This window comes from Magnetospirillum sulfuroxidans, assembly GCF_018224925.1.
Lineage (GTDB): Bacteria > Pseudomonadota > Alphaproteobacteria > Rhodospirillales > Magnetospirillaceae > Magnetospirillum > Magnetospirillum sulfuroxidans.
Genome location: NZ_JAGTUF010000023.1, coordinates 20,401 through 41,110, shown reverse-complemented (window position 1 = coordinate 41,110; position 20,710 = coordinate 20,401). Strand labels below are relative to the sequence as shown.

General features: G+C 63.7%; 21 protein-coding genes. 19 read left to right on the top strand and 2 right to left on the bottom strand.

The window, feature by feature from the left end:
* The 13 genes from hybA (at position 1) to KEC16_RS17120 (ending at position 12,255) form a co-directional block, all read left to right on the top strand.
* Positions 1-984, top strand: coding sequence for a hydrogenase 2 operon protein HybA (gene hybA, locus KEC16_RS17180; RefSeq protein ID WP_211551206.1), 984 nt, complete (start codon positions 1-3; stop codon positions 982-984).
* Between the two features lie 6 nt (positions 985-990).
* Complete coding sequence (gene hybB / locus KEC16_RS17175; RefSeq protein ID WP_211551204.1) at positions 991-2,175, top strand: Ni/Fe-hydrogenase cytochrome b subunit; 1,185 nt, start codon at positions 991-993, stop codon at positions 2,173-2,175.
* Positions 2,176-2,187: 12 nt separating this feature from the next.
* On the top strand, positions 2,188-3,894 hold the full coding sequence (locus KEC16_RS17170; protein WP_211551202.1) for a nickel-dependent hydrogenase large subunit: 1,707 nt from the start codon (positions 2,188-2,190) through the stop codon (positions 3,892-3,894).
* 75 nt (positions 3,895-3,969) lie between these two features.
* The gene (locus KEC16_RS17165; protein ID WP_211551200.1) at positions 3,970-4,455 is read left to right on the top strand and encodes a HyaD/HybD family hydrogenase maturation endopeptidase; all 486 of its coding nucleotides are present in this window, start codon (positions 3,970-3,972) and stop codon (positions 4,453-4,455) included.
* Positions 4,456-4,457: 2 nt separating this feature from the next.
* Positions 4,458-4,691, top strand: coding sequence for a HypC/HybG/HupF family hydrogenase formation chaperone (locus tag KEC16_RS17160; protein WP_211551198.1), 234 nt, complete (start codon positions 4,458-4,460; stop codon positions 4,689-4,691).
* Entirely contained in the window at positions 4,691-5,836 is a 1,146-nt protein-coding gene (locus tag KEC16_RS17155) for a nickel-dependent hydrogenase large subunit (RefSeq protein ID WP_211551196.1), read from the top strand. The genes KEC16_RS17160 and KEC16_RS17155 overlap by 1 nt, the downstream gene beginning before the upstream one ends.
* Positions 5,837-5,839: 3 nt before the next feature.
* Entirely contained in the window at positions 5,840-6,184 is a 345-nt protein-coding gene (gene hypA, locus KEC16_RS17150; protein WP_211551195.1) for a hydrogenase maturation nickel metallochaperone HypA, read from the top strand.
* Positions 6,184-7,104 carry a hydrogenase nickel incorporation protein HypB gene (gene hypB, locus KEC16_RS17145; RefSeq protein ID WP_211551193.1) on the top strand — a complete coding sequence of 307 codons (921 nt, stop codon included), beginning with the start codon at positions 6,184-6,186 and terminating at the stop codon, positions 7,102-7,104. The genes hypA and hypB overlap by 1 nt, the downstream gene beginning before the upstream one ends.
* A gap of 40 nt (positions 7,105-7,144) precedes the next feature.
* The gene (locus tag KEC16_RS17140; protein WP_211551191.1) at positions 7,145-8,224 is read left to right on the top strand and encodes a Kae1-like domain-containing protein; all 1,080 of its coding nucleotides are present in this window, start codon (positions 7,145-7,147) and stop codon (positions 8,222-8,224) included.
* Between the two features lie 2 nt (positions 8,225-8,226).
* Positions 8,227-8,457 carry a HypC/HybG/HupF family hydrogenase formation chaperone gene (locus tag KEC16_RS17135; RefSeq protein WP_211551189.1) on the top strand — a complete coding sequence of 77 codons (231 nt, stop codon included), beginning with the start codon at positions 8,227-8,229 and terminating at the stop codon, positions 8,455-8,457.
* Positions 8,454-9,593, top strand: a complete 1,140-nt coding sequence (gene hypD / locus KEC16_RS17130; protein WP_211551187.1) for a hydrogenase formation protein HypD — start codon at positions 8,454-8,456, stop codon at positions 9,591-9,593. Before KEC16_RS17135 ends, hypD begins: the two co-directional genes overlap by 4 nt.
* Positions 9,590-10,639 (top strand): hydrogenase expression/formation protein HypE, encoded by a 1,050-nt coding sequence (gene hypE / locus KEC16_RS17125; protein WP_211551185.1) that lies wholly within the window; start codon positions 9,590-9,592, stop codon positions 10,637-10,639. Before hypD ends, hypE begins: the two co-directional genes overlap by 4 nt.
* The gene (locus tag KEC16_RS17120) at positions 10,639-12,255 is read left to right on the top strand and encodes a hydrogenase maturation protein (RefSeq protein ID WP_211551183.1); all 1,617 of its coding nucleotides are present in this window, start codon (positions 10,639-10,641) and stop codon (positions 12,253-12,255) included. The genes hypE and KEC16_RS17120 overlap by 1 nt, the downstream gene beginning before the upstream one ends.
* Positions 12,256-12,970: 715 nt before the next feature.
* Here KEC16_RS17120 and KEC16_RS17115 read toward each other — a convergent pair.
* Positions 12,971-13,318, bottom strand: coding sequence for a hypothetical protein (locus KEC16_RS17115; protein ID WP_211551181.1), 348 nt, complete (start codon positions 13,316-13,318; stop codon positions 12,971-12,973).
* On the bottom strand, positions 13,315-14,937 hold the full coding sequence (locus tag KEC16_RS17110) for a sigma-54 interaction domain-containing protein (RefSeq protein WP_211551179.1): 1,623 nt from the start codon (positions 14,935-14,937) through the stop codon (positions 13,315-13,317). Before KEC16_RS17110 ends, KEC16_RS17115 begins: the two co-directional genes overlap by 4 nt.
* Positions 14,938-15,231: 294 nt before the next feature.
* On the opposite strand from KEC16_RS17110, the gene nifE reads away from it, so the two are divergent.
* From nifE to KEC16_RS17080, 6 genes are read left to right on the top strand one after another with little or no spacing between them, the layout of a single operon-like run.
* Positions 15,232-16,566 carry a nitrogenase iron-molybdenum cofactor biosynthesis protein NifE gene (nifE, locus tag KEC16_RS17105; RefSeq protein WP_211551177.1) on the top strand — a complete coding sequence of 445 codons (1,335 nt, stop codon included), beginning with the start codon at positions 15,232-15,234 and terminating at the stop codon, positions 16,564-16,566.
* Between the two features lies 1 nt (position 16,567).
* The gene (gene nifN / locus KEC16_RS17100; RefSeq protein WP_211551175.1) at positions 16,568-17,941 is read left to right on the top strand and encodes a nitrogenase iron-molybdenum cofactor biosynthesis protein NifN; all 1,374 of its coding nucleotides are present in this window, start codon (positions 16,568-16,570) and stop codon (positions 17,939-17,941) included.
* Positions 17,935-18,405, top strand: coding sequence for a NifB/NifX family molybdenum-iron cluster-binding protein (locus tag KEC16_RS17095; protein WP_211551173.1), 471 nt, complete (start codon positions 17,935-17,937; stop codon positions 18,403-18,405). Before nifN ends, KEC16_RS17095 begins: the two co-directional genes overlap by 7 nt.
* Positions 18,405-19,226 (top strand): sugar phosphate isomerase/epimerase family protein, encoded by an 822-nt coding sequence (locus KEC16_RS17090; protein ID WP_211551171.1) that lies wholly within the window; start codon positions 18,405-18,407, stop codon positions 19,224-19,226. The genes KEC16_RS17095 and KEC16_RS17090 overlap by 1 nt, the downstream gene beginning before the upstream one ends.
* 13 nt (positions 19,227-19,239) lie before the next feature.
* A complete protein-coding gene (locus KEC16_RS17085) occupies positions 19,240-19,491 on the top strand; it encodes a NifU family protein (RefSeq protein ID WP_211551169.1) in 252 nt (83 codons plus the stop codon).
* Between the two features lie 4 nt (positions 19,492-19,495).
* A complete protein-coding gene (locus KEC16_RS17080) occupies positions 19,496-20,674 on the top strand; it encodes a Rossmann-like domain-containing protein (protein WP_211551167.1) in 1,179 nt (392 codons plus the stop codon).
* Positions 20,675-20,710: the final 36 nt, after the last annotated feature.

Here is a 20,710-nt window from a genome sequence, read left to right as displayed (position 1 = left end):
ATGACAGTCAATCGTCGCAACTTCATCAAGGGGGCTGCCGGAGGCGGCGCCGCGCTGGCGACAGCGGCGGTGGTGTCGGTTCCGTCCCCCGCCCAGGCCCGCCCTAACAAGGAAATGTCACCCAACGCGGTCGGCCTTTTGTTCGATTCGACCTTGTGCGTCGGCTGCAAGGCCTGCGTCGCCGGCTGCAAAGAGGCCAACGGCCTGCCGGTGGACGTCAACACCAGCGACGCCCTGTGGGACACGCCGCTGGATATCGGCCCCAAGACCTACAACGTCATCAAGCTGTATGCTGACGGCACCGCCGATCACAAGGACCAGGAGCGTGACGGCTTCGCCTTCATCAAGAAGTCGTGCATGCATTGCGTCGATCCTTCTTGCGTCTCGGTCTGCCCGGTTTCGGCCATGACCAAGGACGCCAAGACCGGCATCGTCGGCTACAACCCGGACATCTGCATCGGCTGCCGCTATTGCGTGGCGTCCTGCCCGTTCGGCGTGCCGCAATCGGAATTCGACACGCCGGTTCCCAAGATCAAAAAGTGCGAGATGTGCCGCCATCGTCAGGCCGAGGGCAAAATCCCCGCCTGCGCCGAAGTGTGCCCGACCGGCGCCACCATCTTCGGCCCGCTGACCGCCATCAATGAAGAAATCGCCCGTCGTCGCGCCATGAAGGCCGGCGAGGCCAATGTGTTCGAACGCCGCACCATCGGTTCCGGCGACACCCACGAACGTCCCGCCGCCCAATACATCGACCACGTCTATGGCGAGACCGAAGTCGGCGGCACCCAATTCCGCCACATGGCCGGCGTGTCGTTCGAGAAGCTGGGCTATCCCAATTTGCGGGAAAAGTCGTTCGCGTCCGAATCCGAAGGCATCCAGCACACCTTGTACAAGGGCCTGATCGCCCCGGCGGTGGTGTTGGGTGGGCTGGTGTGGGCGGCCAAGCGGGCATCCCACATCGATGACGAACACCCGGAGGAGTGAGCGGACATGGCATCAATCCATAACGAACACGAACCCCTGGGCGGTTCGATCCTATCCAAGACGACGCTGATCTGCGGCATCTTGGCCTTTATCGCCGTGGTCTTGCTGGCCAAGCGCATGATCCTGGGCCTGGGCGCGGTCACCAACCTGAACAACGGCTATCCCTGGGGCATCTGGATCGTTTATGACGTGGTCATCGGCACGGCGTTTGCCTGCGGCGGCTATGCCATGGCCATCTTGACCTATATCCTCAACAAGGGCGAATACCACCCGCTGGTCCGCCCGGCCTTGTTGGCGTCGTGCTTCGGCTACACCTTGGGCGGTATCTCCATCGTCTTCGATCTGGGCCGCTGGTGGAATGCCTGGCACATCCTGGTGCCGGCCTATATGCAGACCAATTCGGTGATGTTCGAAGTGGCGCTGTGCGTCATGGCCTATATCTTGGTGCTGTGGATCGAATTCGCCCCGGCAATCCTGACCCGCTTCCATTTGACCCATTTGCGCAAGAAGCTGGACAAGGTCTTGTTCGTCTTCATCGGCCTGGGCGTGTTGCTGCCCAGCATGCACCAAAGCTCGCTCGGTACGCTGCTGGTGGTCATGGGCTATCAGATCCACGAATTGTGGCAGACCCCGATCCTGCCGCTGCTGTTCCTGATGAGCGCCATCACCATGGGCTTTTCCATCGTCGTGTTCGAGGCCTTGCTGGGCGCCTCCGGTTTCCAGCGCTCGGTCAAGCATGAGATCCCGCAACTGGGCAAGCTGGCCGGCATCATCCGCATGATGATGATCGCCTATCTGGTGATCCGTTTCGGCGATCTGGCGGTGCGCGGCCATTTGGGCGCCATTTTCAGCTCGGGCATCAAAAGCGTGATGTTCGTCCTTGAAATCGCCTTGTTCGCCACCCCGATCGTGCTGTTCTCGTCGGCGCAAAAGCGCGCCAGCAAGAAGTTCCTGTGGATCGGCGCCTGCTGTTTGTTGCTGGCCGGCGCGCTCTATCGCCTCGACGCCTTCCTGGTCGCCTACCAGACCGGCCCAGGCTGGAGCTATTTCCCCAGCGTGCAGGAATTGCTGGTGACCATCGGCATCATCGCCGCCGAGATCTTGCTCTACATCGTCTTCGTCCGGAAATTCCCGGTTTTCTACACCCACAAGCTTACGCCGGCCGAATTGGCCGCCGCGCACACCAAGTAAGGAGCCACGCCTGTGTCAAAGCGTATCACCATCGACCCCATCACCCGGATCGAAGGCCATCTGCGCATCGACGTCGAAGTCGATAACGGCAAGGTGACCAAGGCTTGGTCGTCCGGCCAGATGTGGCGCGGCGTCGAGCTGATCCTGCTGGGCCGCGACCCCCGCGACGCCTGGGCCATCACCCAGCGCATCTGCGGCGTCTGCACCACCGTTCACGCCATCACCTCGGTGCGCGCGGTGGAAAACGCCCTGGGTCTGGAAGTTCCGATCAACGCCCAGTTCATCCGCAACATGATCGCCAGCGCCCACGCCCTGCACGATCATATCGTCCACTTCTACCACCTGTCGGCGCTGGATTTCGTCGACGTCGTCTCGGCCTTGAAAGCCGACCCCGACGCCACCTCGAAGCTGGCCGAATCCCTGTCCGATTGGGGCATGAATTCCCGCCACATCATGGCGCAGACCAAGGAAAAGCTGGCCACCTTCGTCGGTTCCGGGCAATTGGGCCCGTTCGCCAACGGCTATTGGGGCCATCCGGCCATGAAGCTGACCCCCGAGGTCAATTTGCTGGCGGTCACCCACTATCTGCAAGCCCTGGAAGCCCAGCGTCACGCCTCCAAGATCGTCACCATCTTGGGCTCGAAATCGCCGCACATCCAAAATCTGGCGGTCGGCGGCGTTTCCAACCCCATCGCCACCGATTCGCAATCGGTGCTGACGGTCGAACGCCTGCTGGCGGTCAAGGAACACATCGACGCCTTGTCGGAATTCGTTCGCAAGGTCTATCTGCCCGACGTCGCCGCCATCGGCGCCTTCTATGCCGATTGGACCCAATACGGCAAGGGCATCACCAACTACATCTCGTCGCCGGAATTCCCCACCGATTCCAAGGGCACCCAGTTCATGGTCCCCGGCGGTCATATCCCCGACGCCGATCTGTCCAAGTACAAGCCGTTCACCACCTTCGGCGATTCCTATCTGCGCGACGGCGTCGAGGAATCGGTCAAGCACGCCTGGTACACCTATTCCAAGCCCGGCGCGTTGCATCCCTATGTCGGTGAAACCACGCCGCATTACACCGACTTCCAGGACGAAGGCAAATATTCCTGGCTGAAGGCCCCGACCTTCTATGGCAAGCGCGCCCAGGTCGGCCCGTTGGCCAACGTGCTGTGCGGTCTGGCCGCCGGCCACCAGCCCACCGCCACCTATGCCACCCAGATGCTGAACACCGTGTCCAGCCTGTTGGGCAGCAAGGTGGGGCCGGAAATCCTGCACTCCACCATCGGCCGTCATGCCGCCCGCGCCATCCGCGCCGGCGTCATGGCCGAGGTGCTGGGGCAGAACTGGTCCATGTTGCTGGAAAATATCGGCAAGGGCGATCACACCACCTTCAACAAGCCGACCTTCCCCAAGGGCGAGGTCATGGGCTTCGGCATGCACGAAGCGCCGCGCGGTCTGTTGTCGCACTGGACCGTCATCAAGGACGGCAAGATCGCCAATTACCAATGCGTGGTGCCCAGCACCTGGAATGCCGGCCCGCGCGACGAAAACGACGAAATCGGCCCGTACGAGGCTTCGTTGATGGATAACCCCATCGCCGATCCCGAACAGCCGTTGGAAGTCCTGCGCACCGTCCACTCGTTCGACCCCTGCCTGGCTTGCGCCGTGCACGTCCACGATGACGAAAAGCGGGAGATCGTGCAGGTCAAGGCTCTGTAAACAACCAGCCTGAATGATATAGGATCGACCGCCGTCCCGGTTTCGGGACGGCGGCATCGTTAAAGGGACAGAGCAATGCGTGTCGTGGTGCTGGGTGTGGGGAATATCTTGATGTCCGATGAAGGAATCGGCGTTCACGCGGTCACCGCCCTGGAACAAGCCTATTGCTTGCCCGACAGCGTCGAAATCATCGACGGCGGCACCTCGGGCATGGATTGCCTGGACCGCATCGCCGAGGCGGACCTGTTGCTGATCGCCGATTGCATGCGTTCCCCCGGCAAACAGCCCGGCGACATTTCCCGCATTGCCGACGCCGAGATCAACGCTTGGTTCAAAACCAAGATTTCGCCCCATCAGGTCGGCCTGTCCGACGTGCTGGCGGCCTGTTGTTTCCATGGTATTTCGCCGAAAAAGGTGGTTCTGGTCGGGGTTCAGCCGGCCTCGTTCGAGACCAGCATGCAACTGACCCCGCAAGTCGCCGCCGTCTTGCCCCAGGTCATCGCCAAGCTGGTGGCCGAATTGACTGATTTCGGCATCACCGTCAGCCCAAAGGCCGCCTGACCATGTGTATGGCGGTGCCTTCGCGCGTGATCGCCGTCGATGGCCAGATGGCCACCGTCGAAGCCTTCGGCCAAACCCGCCAGACCAGCCTGATGATGATGGACGAGCCGGTGGCGGTGGGCGATTACCTGATCTTGGGCGCCGGGGGCAATTTCGCGGCCGAGAAAGTGGCGGAAGCAACCGCCTTGGCCGCCATCGATTACCTGTCCCAGGTTCTCAGCGACGGCTTGGCCTGATGTTTCCAGAAACCAGCTTGAACGTTTCCCTGCGCGTCCGCGCCGACACGGTCGAAGCCGTCCAGATCCGTTCCACCCGCATGGTGCGGGCGGCGCGCTTGTTCGCCAACCGCGCCGCCTCGGAAGTCTTGCATCTGCTGCCGGCGGTATTTTCCCTGTGCGGCACCGCCCAGGCCTTGACCGGCATCGCCGCCCTGGAAAAAGCCGCCGCCCTGGCCGCCAGTCCAGGACAAAAGGCCGCGCGGGCGCTGTTGGTGCTGGGCGAGACCGTGGCCGAACATGGCCTGACCATCGCCCGCGATTGGCCGGCCCTGGCCGGCACCCCCCCCCAACTTGACCATGCCAAACGCCTGCGCCATGCCCTGGCCGGATTGCGCAACGCGCTTTATCCGCACGGCGACTGGCTGCACCTGGGCGGCGGCAGGTTGAGTCCCGATCGGCGGAAAATCACCGATTGTCTGGCCCAGGCGCGCAAGGCGCTGATCGATTTATTGGGCCACGACATCGACGAACTGGTCTTGCCCATCGCCTTTCAGGCCTGGCTGGACGGCAACCCCAGCCAATTGCCGGCATCCATTCTCGCCCAGGGCTGGGCCGGATTGGGGGCGGCGCAATTCCTGCCCATGCCGGAACTGGGGCCCCCCGATCTGGCGGTGCGGCTTTCCACCGACCGCGAGGGCCATTATCTGGCCCGCCCCGATTGCGCCGGCCGGGTCTTCGAAACCGGTCCGCTGGCCCATTGGTACTGGCACCCGCTGATCGCCGACCTGATCGAACGCTTCGGCCCCGGACTCTTGCCCCGCTTGGCGGCGCGGTTGGTGGTCTTGGCTGAATCCTTGCGGGAAATGGATCAACTTGTGCATGATCTGCACGATGAACCAGCCAACGACCTGCCTGGATTGGATGGCGAGGGACTGGCCCTGACCGAGGCGGCGCGCGGCCTGCTGGCCCATCGGGTGGTGTTGAAGAATGGCAAGATCAGCCAATATCAGATTTTGGCGCCGACCGAATGGAACTTTCACCCCGAAGGCCCGCTGGTCCGGGCGCTGACCGGGGCGCCGGCCGGTGCGGATTTGGAACAGCGGGCGCGTTTGCTGATCCACGCCCTTGACCCCTGCGTCGCCTGCACCATCAGCCAGGAGTAAGTCATGCACGAAATGTCCCTGACCGAAGGCGTGGTGCGTATTTTGGAAGAACAGGCGGCCACCCACGGCTTCACCAAGGTCAAGACGGTGTGGCTGGAAATCGGCGAATTATCCCAGGTCGACCCCGAATCCATGCTGTTTTGTTTTTCCGCCATTGCCAAGGGATCGGCCGTGGCCGCTGACGCGGTCCTGGAAATCGTCACAATCCCCGGTCAAGCTTATTGCCTGGATTGCGCCCGCACGGTGACCTTGCCCCGTCGGGGCGAAGCCTGTCCCATCTGCGGCGGTTGGGGCTTGCAGGTCACCGGTGGCGGCGACATGCGGATCAAGGAACTGGAGGTGGAGTGATGTGCACAGTTTGCGGCTGCGGCGACGCCAAATTGGAACATTCCCACGACCATTCTCATGACCATGGTCATGACCACGACCACGACCACGACCACGACCACGACCATCATCATGGTCCTGATCACGGCCACCCGCACCACCACCACGGCGATGATCTGCATTTCGGCCAGGGCATTGCCGGCGTTCATGTGCCCGGCCTGAGCCAAAACCGGATCATCCAGATCGAACAAGATATCTTGGGCCATAACAAATCCCTGGCCGAGATCAACCGCTCCTGGCTGGCCGAGCGCGGCATCTTCACCCTTAATCTGGTGTCCAGCCCCGGCTCTGGCAAAACCACCTTGTTGTGCAAGACCATCGAGGCGCTGGCCGGACGCTATCCGGTCGCGGTGATCGAAGGCGACCAGCAGACCAGCAACGACGCCGACCGCATCCGCGCCACCGGCGCCCCGGCCGTCCAGGTCAATACCGGCAAGGGCTGCCATCTCGACGCCCACATGGTCGCCGCCGCTTTCGGCGCGTTGAAGCCGGCCGAGGATTCGGTTCTGTTCATCGAAAATGTCGGCAATCTGGTCTGCCCCGCCGCCTTTGATTTGGGCGAGGCCTATAAGGTCGCCATCTTGTCGGTGACCGAGGGCGAGGACAAGCCGCTGAAATACCCCGACATGTTCGCCGCCGCCGCGATGATGATCCTGAACAAGGTCGATTTGCTGCCCTATCTGGATTTCGACGTCGATCAGTGCATCGCTTATGCCCGCCGCGTCAATCCCGACATCGTGGTGTTGCAGGTGTCGGCCCGTTCCGGCCAGGGCATGGATGAATGGCTGGCCTGGGTGAGCGAAGGCCGTCGTCGCGCCATCGCCGAACGGATCAAGATGTTGGAAGCCAAACTGGCCGCCGCCAAGGCCAATTTGGGATGAGGGTCTGTCTTTCCGAGGGTGATTTTCTTCAGGCGTGGCCATGACCGCCATCGCCCACGCAATCGCCCTGCCCCACGCGGTGCCCTGCACCCTGGCGCTGGGAGCGTTTTTGAAGAACACCATCTGCGTCACCAAGGGCGACCGCGCTTACCTGTCCGTCATCCATGGCGATCTTGGCGCCCCCGAAGCCATCGCCGGTTTCGAAGCGTCGGTCAAGACCCTGGTGGCCGAGTTGGCGGTGACGCCCACCCGCGTCGCCCATGATCTGCACCCCGATTTCCATTCCACCCGCTTCGGCCAAAGCCTGGACCTGCCGCAAGTGCCGGTGCAGCACCACCATGCCCACGCCGCCGCCATCGCCGTGGAAAATGGGCATGACGGGCCGGTGATCGGCTTGTCGCTTGACGGTTTTGGCCTTGGCCCCGCCAATCAGGCCTGGGGCGGCGAATTGCTGTATTGCGAAGGTCCATCCTACCGCCGCCTCGGCCATCTCGCCCCTCTGCGTCAGCCCGGCGGCGACGTCGCCGCGCGCGAGCCTTGGCGCATGGCCGCCAGCGCCCTGCATAAGCTGGGGCGGGGAAGCGAGATCGCCGGGCGCTGGCCGCATTTCAAGCCGGCGGCGATGCTGTCAACCATCTTGGACAAAGGGTTGAACAGTCCCGAAACCTCGTCCGCCGGGCGCTTGTTCGACGCCGCCTGCGGCCTGTTGAACCTTTATCCCCGCGCCGCCTTCGAAGGCCAGGCTCCCATGGCGCTGGAAGCCCTGGTCACCGTCCCCAGACCCCTGGCCACGGGCTGGCGGCTTGATCAAGGGCGGTTGGATTTTTCCCCCCTGCTGGCCCATCTGGCCGACCATTCCGACCAAAGCGAAGGCGCCAATCTGTTCCACGGCACCTTGATCCGCGGCATGGCGGCATGGGTGGCGCAGGCGGCGGAAACCACCGGCTGCCCGATCATTGCCTTGGGTGGCGGCTGTTTCTTCAATAAAGTGCTGACCCAGGGCCTCAAGGTCGAATTGTCGCGACGCGGCCTGACCGCCTTGACCGCCCTCACGGTTTCGCCGGGCGATCCCGGCTTGTCCTTGGGCCAGGCGTGGATCGCCGCCCACACGGAGGTTTAGCCATGTGTCTTGCCCTGCCGTCCCGCGTGGTTGAATTGCTCGACGACGATCAGGCCAAGGTTGACCTGGGCGGCGTCACCAAGGCCATTTCCCTGTCCCTGGTGGAAGATGTGGCGGTGGGCGATTACGTCATTGTCCATGTCGGCTATGCCCTGACCAAGGTCGATCCGGCCGAAGCGGAAAAGACCCTGGCCTTGTTCGCCGAAATGGCGGCGATGGGCGCCTCGGCATGAAATACATCGATGAATATCGCGACGGCGAACTGGCCCGGCAACTGGCCGCCTCCATCGGACAAGAGGCCGATTCCGCCCGCACCTATCACCTGATGGAATTCTGCGGCGGCCACACCCACGCCATTTCCCGCTATGGCCTGGAAGACATCTTGCCCGCCAATGTCCACATGGTGCACGGGCCGGGCTGCCCGGTCTGCGTGTTGCCGGTGGGCCGCATCGACGCCGCCATCTGGCTGGCCGGCCAAGCCGACGTCATCTTGTGCACCTATGGCGACATGCTGCGGGTGCCCGGTTCCAAGCGCCTGTCCCTGCTGAAAGCCAAGGCCGAGGGTCGCGACATCCGCATGGTCTATTCGACGCTGGACGCGGTCAAGCTGGCCCAGGCCAACCCGGCCCGCCGCGTGGTGTTCTTCGCCATCGGCTTTGAAACCACCACTCCCCCCACCGCGGTGGCGATCAAGCAGGCCCAGGCGCTGGGACTGACCAATTTCTTCGTCTTTTGCAATCACGTGCTGACGCCGTCGGCCATCGCCCAAATCCTCGACAGCCCGGAAGTGCGCGAATTGGGCACGGTCAAGCTGGATGGTTTCATCGGCCCGGCCCATGTTTCCACCATCATCGGCTCGCAGCCATACGAATATTTCGCCGAGGAATATCAGCGCCCGGTGGTCATCGCCGGCTTCGAGCCGCTGGACGTGCTGCAAGCGGTGCGCATGCTGGTGCGCCAGATCAATGACGGCCGTTTCGCGGTGGAAAACGAGTTTTCCCGCGCGGTGACCCGCGACGGCAACGCCAAGGCCAAATCCCTGGTCGCCGACATGTTCGAATTGCGCAAGGCCTTTGAATGGCGCGGCCTGGGGCTGGTGCCCTATTCGGCCCTGCGCATCAAGCACGCCTATGCCGCCTTCGACGCCGAACGTCATTGGGACGTGCCGCAAGACAGCGTCGCCGACAACAAGGCGTGTGAATGCGGCGCCATCCTCAGGGGCGTCAAAAAACCCATCGACTGCAAATTGTTCGGCACCATCTGCACCCCGGAGAACCCCATGGGTTCGTGTATGGTGTCGGCCGAGGGCGCCTGCGCCGCCCACTGGACCTATGGCCGTTTCCGCGACACGAAAGCCCCCACCGCATGACCTTGCCCCGCCGATCCCACCCCCGCCCGCTGGATCTCAATAGCGGCCGCGTCGATCTGACCCATGGCGGCGGCGGCCGCGCCATGGCCCAGTTGGTGGAAGAATTATTCGTCGCCGCCTTTGACAACGAAATTCTGTCCCAGGGCAACGACCAAGGCGCCTTTAGCGTGCCAGGCGGGCGCATGGTGATGAGCACCGACGGCTATGTCATTTCGCCGTTGTTCTTTCCCGGCGGCGACATCGGCAGCTTGTCGGTGCATGGCACCATCAATGACGTCGCCATGGCCGGCGCCGTTCCCATCGGTCTGTCGGCGGGCTTCATCATCGAGGAAGGCTTCCCCCTGGCCGATCTGGCCCGCATCGTCACCTCCATGGCCGCCGCGGCGAAAGCCGCCGGCGTGCCGGTGATGACCGGGGACACCAAGGTGGTGGAAAAGGGCAAGGGCGACGGCGTCTTCATCACCACCGCCGGCATCGGCATGGTGCCGGCGGGCATCGACATTTCCGGCGACAAGGCCCGTCCCGACGACGTCATCTTGGTGTCGGGAAGCATGGGCGATCACGGAATCGCGGTCATGAGCCAACGCGAATCCCTGGGCTTCGAGACCGCGATTTTGTCGGATTCCGCCGCGCTGCATACCCTGGTCGCCGCCATGATCGCCGCCGCGCCGGGCATTCGGGTGCTGCGCGACCCGACCCGGGGCGGCCTTGCCGCCACCTTGAACGAAATCGCCAGCCAATCGGCGGTGGGCATGGTCATCAGCGAAACGGCGGTCCCGCTCAAGCCGCAAGTGCTGGGGGCCTGCGAATTGTTGGGCCTGGACCCGCTTTATGTGGCCAACGAAGGCAAACTGATCTGCATCTGCCCGCCGGAAGATGCCGAAACGGTGCTGGCCGCCATGCGCGCCCATCCGCTGGGAGGCGACGCCGCCATCATCGGCCAATGCGACGCCGACCCGCATCATTTCGTCCGCATGAAAACCGCCATGGGCGGCACCCGCATCGTCGACTGGCTGGCCGGCGAACAATTGCCAAGGATCTGCTGATGCGCATCTTGTTGCTGGCCCATTCGTTCAATTCCCTGACCCAACGGCTGTGGGTGGAGCTCGAGCAGGCTGGCCACGAGATCAGCCTGGAATTGGACGTCAATGACGCGGTGACCCTTGAGGCGGTGGCCCAGGCCAAGCCCGATCTGATCATCGCCCCCTTCCTGAAACGCGCCATCCCCCCGGCGGTGTGGCAACAGCACACCTGCTTGGTCATCCATCCCGGCCCGGTGGGCGATCGCGGTCCCGCCGCCTTGGACTGGGCGATCCTGAACCGGGCGGAAAGCTGGGGCGTCACCGTTTTGCAAGCCGAAGCGGAAATGGATGCCGGCCCGGTCTGGGCCAGCCGGACCTTCCCCCTGCGCGCCGCGACCAAATCCAGCCTGTACCGCAACGAAGTGACCGAAGCGGCGGTGGAAGCGGTGATGGAAGCCTTGAACCGGCCTCAGCCGCAACGTCCCGCCGCCCCCCTCTGGCGGCCCGCCATGCCCCAAAGCGCCCGCGCCATCGACTGGAACGCCGACGACACCGCCACGATCTTACGCAAGCTGCGCGCCTCGGATGGCGCACCTGGTGTCCGCGATGGCGATTATTACCTGTTCGACGGTCACCCCGCCGACGGCTTGACCGGCCCCCCCGGTCACTGGCTGGCCCAGCGTGACGGCATGGTGGCGCGCGCCACCTGCGATGGCGCCGTCTGGATCGGACGGATGCGCACCGCCGCCAAAGGCAGCCTGAAACTGCCCGCGACCGATGTGCTGCCCGAGGCAGCCGCCTTGCCGGTCGCGCCCGGCCATCACGATATCTGGTACGATGAAAAGCACGCCATCGGCTATCTGCATTTTCCCTTTCATAACGGCGCTATGAGCACCGATCAGTGCACCCGCCTGAAAGATGCCTTTATCGCCGCCACTCAGCGCCCGACCAAGGTGATCTGCCTGATGGGCGGCCCCGATTTCTGGTCCAACGGCATCCATCTGTCGACCATCGAGGCCGCCGCCAGCCCCGCCGATGAATCCTGGCGCAACATCAACGCCATGAACGATCTGTGCGAGGCGATCATCACTTGCGGTTCACACCTGACCATCGCCGCCATGGCCGGCAATGCCGGCGCCGGCGGCGTGTTCATGGCCCTGGCCGCCGATATGGTGCTGGCCCGGACCGGGGTGATCTTGAACCCCCATTACAAGGGCATGGGCAACCTCTACGGTTCCGAATACTGGACCTATCTGCTGCCGCGACGCTGCGGCGCCGCCAAGGCTGAACAGGTGGTTCAGGCCCGCTTGCCCATGGGCACCGCGCAAGCCTTGGATCTGGGCCTGATCGACGGCGCCTTTGGCCGCACACCGTTGGAATTCCGCGCCCTGGTGGTGGCGGAAGCGGAAAAACTGGCGGTTGCCACCGACATCGAGGCCAAACTGGCGGCCAAGCGACTGGCCCGACTGGCCGACGAAGGCCACAAGCCCCTTGCCGCCTATCGAGCCGAGGAATTGGAGCGGATGAAGCTGAATTTCTATGGCTTCGATCCCAGCTATCACGTCGCCCGCTGGAACTTCATCCGCCGCGTACCAAAGTCACGCACACCGCTTTATCTGGCCCGCCATCGGCAGACCTAACATGCACTCTCTCCACTCTTTCAGGGCAAGTCCAAACTCTTATCCTGGCTGTCATAGCCCGTCCGTGGCGCTCGGTTTCGGCCTCAACGCTGGTGGCAATACGGCAATGCCGGGATGGGGCGGCTTTCTACAACCGCTCCAGATCGTCGCCCCGAACCTCGACATCATACCGTTGCATGGATGCCGGAGATGGCTCCGTCCGGCGGTATTAAGCTATTCCCCGGTTCACGATCATGCCGCCAATGCGCTGGTGGTCACCATGGTCGGAACCGTTCGGCTGGAAGGATGGATTTTTGGGGCAGCCCACTAACCATCAGTTGCGGCGACGATCTGCCGGCATATAATCCGAGCATTCTCGCCTTCAACCCGGCAGATCATGCACACGCCCATCCCCCTTCCCCTTCCCCTTCCCCTTCCCCTTCAATTGCGCGACGCCTTGGACGACGGCAAGGTGGTGTTTTTTTGTGGGGCTGGGATATCGCGCCACACCGGCTTGGCGGATTTCGCTCAACTGACACGCGATGTTTTCGATGAATGGTGGCGCCTTCACCAGCAATATTCCCCCGCCTCTCTGGTTGCATTCTTGCCGGAAAATTCTCTTTCTCACCGGACGCATTGCACGACCTCAGGTCAGGTCCGCAGGAGCAAGAAGCAATCTCGGGCAAAAAACTCGCCCCTTAGAACCGCGATCGACAAATAGCCGTTCCGCGGTCGGTTAACGGGTATAGCTCAGCCAGGCCTCGCGCTTGGCGTCGAAATGGCCGGCGATCATGCCGGCCAGATCCTGGCCCACCGGCACGCCGTATTGGTCGGCCAGCTTGGCCAGACGTTCGGGCTCCATGGCCTGCAGCGATCCCACGCCGGCATTGGCCATGGCCACCACCCGCATAACCAGACGCTGGTCGCTGGTGTCGGCCAGCCATTGATCGCGGATCGAGCCGGCGACATAGCCGGCGCTGCCGGTATAAAAGACGTATTGGGGATCGTGGGTCTTGATCGCCGCCGCCATGGCGATGTCGGCCAGGATCAGATGGTATTGCTGATTCATCGTCTGTGCGGTCATGAATTGGCTCCCATGGGTGCGATTTTGCGGAAGTTTTTATAGCTGATGCCGTGCTTTTCCATGCGCAGGCCCAGGATGCGCCGCGTCAGGCCCAATTCGCGGGCCGCCTCGGTGGTGTTGCCGCGATGGGTCTTCAGCGCCTCGACGATCATTTCGTATTCGACGGCGTTGACCTTGGCTTCCAGGCCGCAGCCGAAGCTGGTGCCGGTTTCCTCGGGCGTCTGCAGCGACGGCGGCAGATCGTAGCCATGGATCACTCCGTCCTCGGCCAGGATGACCGAGCGCTCTATGACGTTTTCCAGCTCGCGCACGTTGCCGGGCCAGTGATAGGCCATCAGCATGTTCAAGGCCGGAGTCGAGATACGGCGCACGTCCTTGCCGTTCTCGGCGGCATAAAGGGCGACGAAATGGTCGGCCAACAAGATGACGTCGCTGCCGCGTTCGCGCAGCGGCGGAATGGTCATGGGGAAGACATTCAGACGGTAATACAAATCCTCGCGGAAGGTGCCCTTCTCCACCATGTCCAGCAGGTCGCGGTTGGTGGCGGCGACGATGCGCAGATCGACCTTGATCGGCCTTGATCCCCCCACCCGCTCGAAGGTCTTTTCCTGCAACACCCGCAGCAGCTTGGCCTGCATGGACAGCGACAGCTCGCCCACCTCGTCCAGGAAGATGGTGCCGCCATCGGCTAACTCGAAACGACCCTTGCGCAGGGCGGCGGCGCCGGTGAAGGCGCCCTTTTCATGACCGAACAATTCGCTTTCGACGATGGTTTCCGGCAGCGCCGCGCAGTTGAACTTGATGAAAGGGCCGTCGGCGGTGGCGGAATTATAATGGATGGCATTGGCCACCAATTCCTTGCCGACACCGCTTTCCCCCAACACCAGCACGGTGGCCTTGGTCGCCGCCACCTTGCCGATCAGGTCGTAGGCGCCCTGCATGGACTTGGAATTGCCGATGATGTTGGTGGGCTTGAAACGGTCCTTCAGCGCGTTCTGCAGGCGCCGGTTCTCGTTTTCCAGCCGAACCTTCTCGACGTTTTCCAACAGGTACAATTCCACCGCCGGGGCAATCATCGAGGCGATGGTGGCCAGCAATTCCACGTCCTGTTTCAACAACCGGCGGTTCAGATAGACGCGCTCGGCGCTGATGGTGCCCATGACCTTCTTGGCGTGAATGATGGGCACGCACATGAACGACGCGTTCAGATGGGTGCCGTCGCCATGGGCCAGGGTGCGGTTCAGGAAACTGGGATTGTCCCTCAGTTGCGGCACGATAATGGCCTGGCCGCTTTGCACCACTTGGCCGGTGATCCCCTCGCCCGGCGCGTAGATGCCGCGCCCCTTCTGTTCGTCGGACAGGCCGAAGCTTTCGTGGATGAAGATGGTTTCCGTCGCCCGGTCGTACAGATTGACCATGCCGCGCTGCATTTTCAGCCGTTGCTGCATCACCGTCAAGATGATGGACAGCGACGCCCCCAGATCCTGGGAATCGGCGATCACCTGGCTGATCTGGAACAGGATGGGCAGAACGTTGACCCGGCATTCGCCGGTGAAGCAATGGGTGAAGTCGTCGGTGAAATCCTCGACGTCGAGGGCGACGGTGTATTTCATGTCCATCCAGCGTCACTCCCTGGTTGGGGCGCTGATCCCCACGCTGCAAATCCGGGGCCACTTTATAAAATGTCTAACTTATTGATTTTAATGAATACCGCTATTGTCGAAAAACTAACAAATCATACACAGATGACACAAAGACGCCATAGCGACATGCGCACATAATCGTACGGAATATGCGGCTTTATCGCTGGGTTGGTACGAAATCAGCGGATTTTCGCGCTATATACCAAGAAAACATAAACTGGCCCGCGGATTGCTTTGATCCCTTCGTCCACCAATTTGGGGGAGACGGAGATGAAGCCAGACGAACTGCAAGCCCTGATGAACGAACCGGCCTGTGCCCACAATGCCAAGGCCAAGTCGGGCTGCGCCAAGCCCAAGCCGGGGGCGACGCAAGGCGGTTGCTGCTTCGACGGCGCCCGCAACGCGCTGCTGCCCATCGCCGACGTCGCCCACATCGTCCACGGCCCCATCGGCTGCGCCGGATCGTCGTGGGACAATCGCGGCACCCGTTCCAGCGGTGCCGACACCTTCCGCATCGGCATGACCACCGACCTGTCGGACATGGACGTCATCATGGGGCGTGGCGAGAAGCGGCTGTTCCAGGCCATCCGCCAGGCGGTCGAGACCTATGCGCCGCCGGCGGTGTTTGTTTACAACACCTGCGTGCCGGCGCTGCAGGGCGACGACATCGGCGCCGTGGCCCTGGCGGCGTCGGACCGTTTCGGAATCCCGGTGATCCCGGTGGACTGCGCCGGATTTTACGGCAACAAGAATTTGGGCAACCGCATCGCCGGCGATGCGGTCTACAAGCACGTCATCGGCACCGCCGAACCGGCGCCAGCGCCGTTTCCCGCCATCGACGTCAATTTGATCGGCGAATGGAACGTGGGCGGCGAGTTCTGGAACGTGGCACCCTTGTTCGACGCACTGGGCCTGCGGGTGTTGTGCTGCTTTTCCGGCGATTCGCGCTTCGCCGAAATCCGCACCATGCACCGGGCGCGGGTCAGCATGGTGGTGTGTTCCAAGGCCATGCTGCACGTGGCCCGCAAGCTGGAGGACGATTACAATATCCCGTGGTTCGAGGGCAGCTTCTATGGGATGCGCGACACCAGCCAGGCCTTCCGCGACTTCGCCCGCGCCCTCGGCGACGTCGATTTGTTCCAACGCACCGAGGCGATGATCGCCCGCGAGGAAGCTCGGGTCGAAGCGGCGCTGGAGCCCCTGCGCCGCCGCCTGGCCGGCAAACGGGTGCTGGTCTTCACCGGCGGCTATAAATCGTGGTCGGTGGTTTCGGCCCTGCAGGATTTGGGCATGGTGGTGGTGGCCACCGGCACCGAGAAATCGACCGAGGAGGACAAGGCCCGCATCCGCGCCCTGATGGGCGAGGACGCCTTGATGATTGCCGACAACGACCAGAAGGCGCTGATCAAGACCTTCCACGATACCGGGGCCGAGCTGATGGTGGCCGGCGACCGCTATATCTATCCCAGCCTGAAATCGCGCCTGCCCTTCCTGGACATCGACCATGTCCGGCGCATCGGCTATGCCGGCTATGACGGCGTCATCGAACTGGCCCGCAACATCGACCGCGCATTGCATTCGCCGGTCTGGGCCCAGGTGCGCTGAGATGGCGGAAATCGTCCTGCCCACCAAGGCCTTGGCGGTCAACCCGCTGAAGACCAGCCAGCCTATCGGCGCTTCGTTGGCCTTTCTGGGGCTGGCGCGGGCCATGCCGCTGGAACATGGGGCGCGTGGCTGCACGTCCTTCAACAAATTGTTCTTCATGCGCCATTTTGACGATCCCATCGCGTTGCAGACCACCGCCATGGATCAAGTCACCACCATCATCGGCGCCGACGACAACGTCGTCGAGGCGCTGGCAACCATCTGCGCCAAGGACCTGCCCGAAGTGATCGGCCTGATCACCACCGGACTATCGGAAATGCAAGGCGCCGACGTGCCGCGGACCGTCGCCGCCTTCCGCGCCGCCCATCCGGAATTCTCCGAGGTGGCGGTGGTGCCGGTTTCGGCCAGCGACACCCTGGGCTGCCTGGAAACCGGCTATGCCCTGGCGGTCGAGGCGCTGCTGCGCACCTTGGTGCCGACATCGCGCGACAACGTCACCCGTGTCCGCCAAGTCAACGTTTTGGTGCCGGCGATGATGACCCCCGGCGACGTCGAATCCCTGCGGGATTGGATCACCGCCTTCGACCTGCATCCGATCATGGTGCCCGATATCGCCGATTCCCTGGACGGCCATTTGATCGACGAGGGCTTTTCCACCCTGACCTATGGCGGGGCGCTGAAGGCCGACCTCGAGACCATGCATCAGTCCCAGGCCACCCTGGTCGTCGGCCGGTCGCTGGACCGCGCCGCCGACCTGTTGCGCGAAAAGACCGGCGTCGCCGATTTCCGCTTTGCCGGATTGATGGGGCTGGAAGCCTGCGACGCCTTTTCCAGCACCTTGTGCGACATCGCCGGCATCGCCATGCCGCCGACGATCCTGCGCCAGCGCTCGCAATTGATGGATGCCATGGTCGATTGCCAGTTCCAGTTGGGGGGCGCCAGGGTGGCCATCGCCGCCGATGCCGACCATCTGGCCGCGCTGACCCGATTCCTCCACGGCATGGGGGCGGAAGTGGCGGCGGCGGTGGCCTCGGCCAGGGCCGGGCATTTGGCCGAGCTGCCGGTGGAATCGGTGGTGGTGGGCGATTTGGAAGATTTGGAATGGCTGGCCCGCGACAAGGCGGCCGAACTGATCGTCGCCAATTCCCACGGCGCCGAGGCGGCGCGGCGGTTGGGTTGCGCCCATCTGCGGGCCGGCTTTCCCATCTATGACAGCTATGGCGATCACGCCAAGGCGTGGATCGGCTATGGCGGCACGCGCCGCGCCCTGTTCGAGACCGCTAATTTGCTGGCCGGCCATTACCAGGAAATCCGCCCTTACCGCTCGCGCTATTGGCAGGGCACGGCGCGGGACAAGGAGACCAATCCATGCTGAGAATCGCCTTCGCCTCGAACGACCGCACCACCGTCAACCTGCATTTCGGCGGCGCCGAAAGTCTGGTGCTGTACGACGTGGCGCCGGGACGGGCGGAATTGGTGGGTATCCGCGCGTTCACCGCCGCCGAGCATGTCGGCGAATCGGGCCGTGCCGGCCTGACCGGCACCGCATCCGACAAGGTGCTGCCCAAGCTGGATTTCATCGAGGGCTGCCACGCCGTCTATGCCGCTTCCATCGGCACGTCGTCGATCCGTCGGCTGATGGGCCTGGGCATCCAGCCGATCATCGTCGATTCCGGCCACGAGATCCTGGACCTGCTGAACGAGGTCAGCCTGGCCTTGGTATATGGCGGCCTGGCCTGGGTGGACAAAGCCAAGGCCAAGCTGCCGGCCGAGGCCGCCCTGGCACCCTCGACCCTGGGGGAATCGCATGCGCTGATCCGTTCGGCGGACGACCTCTGATGAAGCTGTGCGCCTCGAACCTGGCCCTGCCCGCCTTCGACCACCGGCACCTGCTGCCCCGCCTGCGCGCCATGGGATTGCAGGGGATCGAGATCGTGCCTTCCCATACCTGGGCCGACCCCTGGCGCGACGTCAACGCCGCCCAGGTGGATGAATGGCGTCACGCCGCCCAGCGGGCCGGATTGACGGTCACCGGCCTGCACGGCCTGTTGTGGGGGCAGCACAGCATGGGGTTGTTCACCGATTTCTTCAATCGCAAGGCCACCCTGGATTACCTGCTGTATCTGTCGGCGATCTGCCGCGATCTGGGCGGCCACACCCTGGTGTTGGACAGCCGTTGGCGCCAGGACTTGCCCGATCGCGCCGCTTGGCAACAGTGCCGGCTGTTCCTGGAGGAATTGCTGCCGCGCATGGAAGCCCACGGCACCGTACTGTGCTTCGCCCCCATCGGCGCCAGCCAAGGTGATTTCTGCGCCAGCGCCAAGGAATGCTATCTGATGGTCAACGCCATCGACCATCCCGCATTCGGCCTGCATCTGTCATCCGCCGGACTGGCCGCCACCGGCGAGATGGGCCACGTCACCTTCGCCGCCGTTCGCGGCCGGCTGGACCATTTCCATGCCGACGAGCCGGATTTCGCCGCGCCGGGCAGCGATTCCACCATCGATCACGTCGATCTGCGCCGCCATCTGGCCGCCATCAGCTATTTCGGCTGGGTGTCGGTGGTCCAGCGTCATGCCGGCACCGGCGACGGCTTGGCCGAATTGGCCCAAGGCGTCGATTTCGTCACCCGCCGTTATCTGCCCATCGACACCCGTTGAAAGGTTTGCCGCCATGACCGAACAAGAACGCCTGCGCATCATCGCCGACACCATCGCCGAAATCCGCCCAATGGTGCAAAACGACGGCGGCGACCTGGAACTGGCCGGGGTTGAAGGCAACCGCGTGCTGGTGCACCTGAAGGGGCAATGCCTGTCTTGCGCCCTGGCCGGCCAGACCCTGGGCGGCATCCGCCGCAAGCTGATGGCGGTGCTGGACGAGCCGGTGATGGTGGTCCCCGCCCCACACCCTGTCGCGGCGGGGTGAAGCGATGTTCCAGTTCCAACCCACCCAAGCCCCTTTCATCCGCCCCGGCGTGGTCATCCACGAAGCCGACGCCCTGGTCGGCGGCTTGCTGGCGAAATTCGCCCTGACCCTGAAGAAACGGGGGTTCGCGGTGGCCGGCTGCGTGCGGCGCGACGGACAGGTGATTGATTTGGCCAGCGAATGCCCGGTGAGTTCGGACATGGCCGCCCACGCCGCCAAGGCGTTCCGCGCCGCCATGCGCGACGATTCCGATCTGGTGGTGATCGACGATTTCGCCGCCTGCACCGCCGCCGCCCGCGAAATGCTGGCCACCATCGAACCCGGCCAGGGGCTGGCGCTGCCGGTGCTGTCGGCCATCCCCGGCACCCAGGTGCAGCATTGGCTGGATTTCGCCGGCCAGGGTGGTTCCATGGTGGCGCCCAAGACCAAGGCGCTGTGGCAATGGTGGGGACCGGAACGGCTGTACCGTGACTTGGCCCTGGGGGTGGCAAGCGACGAGGTGCGGCAAATCGTCGTCGGCCCGCGTTGGCTGATGGTGCAGGGCCCGGCGGGGGCCGGCCTGGCCTATCTGCCGCGCTCGGCCAAGGATTTGCTGGGGCGCCTGCCGCAATTGCGCAAGCAGAGCCTGCGGCAATTGGCCGATCTGTCGGCAGCGTGGGACCCGTTGGAAATGGCGCTGGGAATCGCCGCCATCAACGCCCATTACAACCGCTTCGATCTGGCCGCCGAAATGGGCAACGGCGCCGACACCTTCGGCGGCCAAGCCGGCCGAGTGGTGGTGGTCGGAGCCTTTCCCGGCCTGTCCGAGGTTTTGCGCAACCCGCAAGTGATCGAGACCGAGCCCCGCCCCGGCGAATATCCCACCGTGGCCATGGACACGCTTTTGCCCGGCTGCGCGGCGACGGTGGTGGCGTCCTCGACCCTGATCAACCGCTCGCTGCCGCGCATCCTGCGCCTGGCCCACGGATCAAGAATCGCCCTGGTCGGGCCGGCGACGCCGCTGACGCCGCGTCTTTACCATTACGGGGCGGAAGTGCTGGGCGGCTTGGTGGTGCGCGACGCCAAGGGCCTGGGCGAGGCCGTCCGTGCCGGGGCCATGCCGCGCGAGTTCACCCGCTTCGGTAATTACATGCACATCCGCCACGAACGCGAAACCGCGCCACGCTGCAAGTTCCGGGCGTGAGCCGCCCCCCTTCCCCGCGCTTGCGGGGAAGGGGAT